General features: G+C 55.2%; 4 protein-coding genes. All 4 read left to right on the forward strand.

The window, feature by feature from the left end; genetic code table 11:
• The first annotated feature begins 152 nt into the window (after window positions 1-152).
• The gene (locus tag ACSV5M_RS21455; RefSeq protein ID WP_439178890.1) at window positions 153-989 is read left to right on the forward strand and encodes a TIGR03749 family integrating conjugative element protein; all 837 of its coding nucleotides are present in this window, start codon (window positions 153-155) and stop codon (window positions 987-989) included.
• On the forward strand, window positions 979-2,373 hold the full coding sequence (locus ACSV5M_RS21460) for a TIGR03752 family integrating conjugative element protein (protein ID WP_439178891.1): 1,395 nt from the start codon (window positions 979-981) through the stop codon (window positions 2,371-2,373). The genes ACSV5M_RS21455 and ACSV5M_RS21460 overlap by 11 nt, the downstream gene beginning before the upstream one ends.
• Window positions 2,360-2,734, forward strand: a complete 375-nt coding sequence (locus ACSV5M_RS21465; RefSeq protein WP_439178892.1) for a TIGR03751 family conjugal transfer lipoprotein — start codon at window positions 2,360-2,362, stop codon at window positions 2,732-2,734. The genes ACSV5M_RS21460 and ACSV5M_RS21465 overlap by 14 nt, the downstream gene beginning before the upstream one ends.
• On the forward strand, window positions 2,731-4,343 hold a 1,613-nt coding region (locus tag ACSV5M_RS21470; protein ID WP_439178893.1), incomplete at its 3' end, for a TraC family protein. The genes ACSV5M_RS21465 and ACSV5M_RS21470, both read left to right, overlap by 4 nt.

Genomic DNA, 4,343 nt, shown 5'->3' on the forward strand with positions numbered 1-4,343 from the left:
ATGTCATTAGAAGAGCGGGTATCCGGCGAGATCATCAAAGATGTAGTCGTTCGGTATCCACTGTATGCCTACATTGATCAGCGTGACTGCAATGCACTTGGCGTGTCGGTCGGTGGCTTTTTCTCCGAACCCGAGCGTTTATAGGTTGCCGCATGTTGAAGCGTAAATCTGCCTCCTTGTTGATAAGTATTCTGGTCGCCGCGATATCACTTTGCGTCAACGCCAGCACGGCGGTTGTTCGGTTGGTGCACACCGATCGGCCGATCGCATTGACATTCAAGACGAATCACGAACACCGGTTTATGTTTCCCGAAGCGGTAAATGTCGATGTCCCCGCTCAGCTAACGCACGTGATGCACAGTCTTCAGCCAACTGCACAAGCGGTTTATTGGACGCCGGCGAGCGCGTTTGAATCCATGCGCGTTATCGCGCGGTCGCTCGATAACGAACGGGTTTACCTGCTCGACATTCGCAGTACTGAGGATGCGAGTGCTGTGGATTACCGCTTGGAAAATCCCGTCTTGGTCGCCACCACAGAGGGCGCTGCATCGTCCGATGCAGGTGAGATACCTTCCGCCACGATCAATGCAAAAAATCCTTTTCCGATCGAGCTCACCCGGTATGTCAGCCAGCTGCTGTATGCACCCGCGCGATTGCAACCGAAGGCCTCGGGCATACGTCAGTTGCCTGTGGCAGCTACAGACCTCTCTGTCGATTTGCTCAGTAGCCAGAAAGGCGAAACCTATCGCTATCGTCTGATCGGCCAATGGCGCGGGTATGGCCATCACGTCACGGCGATGGAAGTGGTAAATCAATCGCCGGTGACCGTTGAGTTGGATCTGCGTCGTGTGCGGGGCAATTGGCTTGCCATTACCGCGCAACACACCTGGCTCGGCGCCACCAATTCACTCGAAGACCGAACAACCCTGTACCTGATTTCCAAGCCACCCTTCAAGCAAGCTCTGGAGGAATTAGCGTATGGGTTCTAATCGTTTGAAGTGGGTGCTCGTCGCCGTCATCGCCGTGGCAGCGCTCGTTGCATTGTTTAATCGCTCCACCGCGCCGTCCGCGCCACCACCGGTGGCCGCACCGGTTGGTCCACAGGTGGACGCCGGTGACCGCTCCGCACCCGCGACGGCCGATACCACCGTCGAAACCTTAAAGACTGTGCAAGTGCAGTATGGCGAACAACGCCGACGCAACGATGAGTTACTGACGGAAGTGACAAAACTGAAAACGCAATTGGATGCGATGAGCGAAGAAGCCAGGTCATCACAAACGGCTGGCTCGGCGGCCATGGCAGAAACCTTAAGTCAGTTACAGAAAAAAGTGGACGAATTGGCGACGAGCGCTGCCTCGCAAATGGATCAATTAAACATCCAGGATCTCGGGTACGGGACCGGGGCGTCGGTGTATGAATTTGACACCGGAACTGCCGACAAGGACGTGCCCGCGAATCCATCCGGCCTGCGCGGATACACCCGACTGGTACCACTGACAACGCAGGTTTCCGCCGAGTCGTCTCCGGATTTGTCGTTGCCATCCATTTCGCGGTCAAGTGGAGAGTTGGGTTCGTCACTGAGCAAAAAAGTGATGGGCACCACCACGCCGTATTACACCATCCCCGCGCGTGCAACAGGATTTGATGCGGTGGCATTAACCGCGTTGATTGGACGCGTACCGGTATCCGGCAGCGTCGTCGATCCGTTCCCGGTGAAACTGGTACTCGGCCAAGACAACCTGGCCGCGAACGGGCATCACATCCCCGGCCTCGATGGGATCATCCTGGATGGCATTGCAAAGGGCGATTGGACACTGGGTTGTGTCAGTGTGCAATTGACGGGCGGTACCTATGTGTTCGACGACGGCAGTATCAATCACATGTCGGGCACCACCACGGTTGATGATTCTATTGAGTCCGGCGTTGCGTCTACCTACGGCGATGAGGGCGCGAAATATATTGGCTATGTCTCTGACACCCAGGGTGTGCCGTGCATTCGTGGTACCAAGTTAACGGATGCCTACAAACAGGCCTCCTGGATGGCACTCCTCGGTGCCGCGAAAGGCCACGCCGAGTACCGTGCATCAGCCGAGCAAACCACGACCACCGGCGTGGGTTCCGGCACCGTTGTCGGCTCTGTGACGGGTGACAAAGGCGCGTTCAGTCGATACGGACAAGCGGCGAGTGGGCTTGAAGAATTCATGCGCATTTACCAGGAGCGATACCAGGACACGTTTGACGCGGTGTATGCGCCGGCCGGGATTGATGTAGCCGTGCATTTCACCCGTGACCTGCGCATTGACCATCGTTCCAATGCGCGCCGCCTTGTCTACGATCATTCATCCACGGGAGGCCTCCATGCGCTCGATTAATGTCATTTTTCTTTTGTGCCTGGCGGTGATGTTTATCACCGGTTGCGGCTCCATTCCTGAGCCGAAAGATGGGCGCACCATGCGTGACATTTACGACCAGCAGATGGCTGGCATCACCGCGCCGGTTGAGCGATCTGCACGGCCTGCGCAGGACGTCGCTGTTCCGCAATACCATCGCTATACCCGTGAGGCGAAAACGGAAATTGAAAATCTTTTTCCACGTTTGCCCAATCCCACGCTGTATATGTACGTACGTCCCCATACGGTGGGTATCGATGGATTGCCGATCCCCGGTTACACCGTGCCATTTTCCATGTACGAACGTGATCAACACGCCATGCCAGGCGAGGTAGCGCCATGAGCAACCTGGATGTGATGGATTTGCTAAAGCAGTTGTTTCTTAGTGGTGCGCCGATCGGTGATGCGCCGGCAACGGATGAGGATCTCGAAAAGGCGTACCGCCAATCCCAATCCATTTCTGACAAATTGCCGTGGCTGGGAATCGTGGGCAACGACGATGCCGTCCTCTTGGAAGACGCGTATAGCTGCGCGGCTGTCATCGACGTAAAACCGATTTCCACGGAAGCGCGTTCTGCGGCGTACATGATTGACAAGCGCAATGCGATCCAGCGCGCAATCGTCTCCTCATTTCCTGGACACGCCAACGCGCCCTGGGTTGTGCAGGTGTTCGCATTCCCCGACAAGGCCTCGTTTAAACAATTGCCGGAAATGATCCGTGCGTATGCGCGACAACGCCAGGCAAAACAAGTCGGCGATATACATCCGTACACCGACTGGTATATCGATAATGTCTATGCGCCACACATTGAAGATATGGCTGCGCCGGAAGGGTTGTTCCTCGATGACTCCAGCGGTAACGACCTCGCCTGGGGCGGTAACTACCGCCGCGTGCGTATCGTCATCTACCGACGCCTGACTCGCGGATTGAAATTGCGTAAAGGCGCCACACCGGCGTCCGAACTCGATGGCGTGTGCAAAAAATTCCTGCTCAATCTCAACGCGGTTGGCATCAAGGCGAACCGCATGTCCGGACGCGAGATCCGCGACTGGTTATTTCGGTGGTTTCATCCGTCTCCACGTCAAACACAGGGCGATACGGAAGCACACTTAAAACAAAATCCCTACCAGGAAACCGATGCGGCCGACTCTGAAGAATTTTTACCGTTTGATTATTCATTGGCAGACGATGTGATGACCGGGGATGTGCGCTCCGATAAAGAAACACGCAATTGGTATTTCGATGGTATTCCTCACACGGTACTGAATGTTGAGCGCATGACACAACGGCCTGAGATTGGCGTACTCAGCGGGGAGCGCCAGCAAGGTGATAATACCGTTTGTGTGCTGGATCAGTTGCCGCCTTACGCCACGCTCATCATCACGTTTGTGATTCAAGCCAGGTCTGCCACAAAAAAACACCTCGATATCCTTGAGAAGCGATCAAAGGCCCAGACGCAAGAGGCGGCCGCCTCGCGTAAAGCCATTGAGCACGCACGAGAGCAATTGCTGACGAACAATGAAGTCTATCCCTTCTCGATGGCAATCGCGCTGCGTGCTGAAGACGATGTGGTACTCGAACGACAAATGGAAGAAGTCATCAGCTGGTTAGGCAGCTGCAACCTGGATGTGATCGGCCCCGATGATGACTTGTATCGGCTGGATAATTATTTGCGACATATCCCCGCGGGATATGATTTTCGGTTGGATCAGATTAAACGCCGTAACCGGCTTATCTACGCACAACACCTGGCCAACATCCTGCCTTTGTACGGTCGCGAAACGGGTACCGGTCACCCGCTGTTGTGTTTCAACAATCGCGGTGGCGAACCCTTCCTTTGCGATCCGCTCAGTCTCGATGATCGTGCACGTAACGCGCATTTGTTTTTGTTTGGTCCCACCGGTGCCGGAAAATCTGCAACGCTGCTGTATCTACAAATGATGATCATGGC

This window comes from Cellvibrio sp. ARAG 10.3 (genome assembly GCF_051846955.1).
Classification (GTDB): domain Bacteria; phylum Pseudomonadota; class Gammaproteobacteria; order Pseudomonadales; family Cellvibrionaceae; genus Cellvibrio.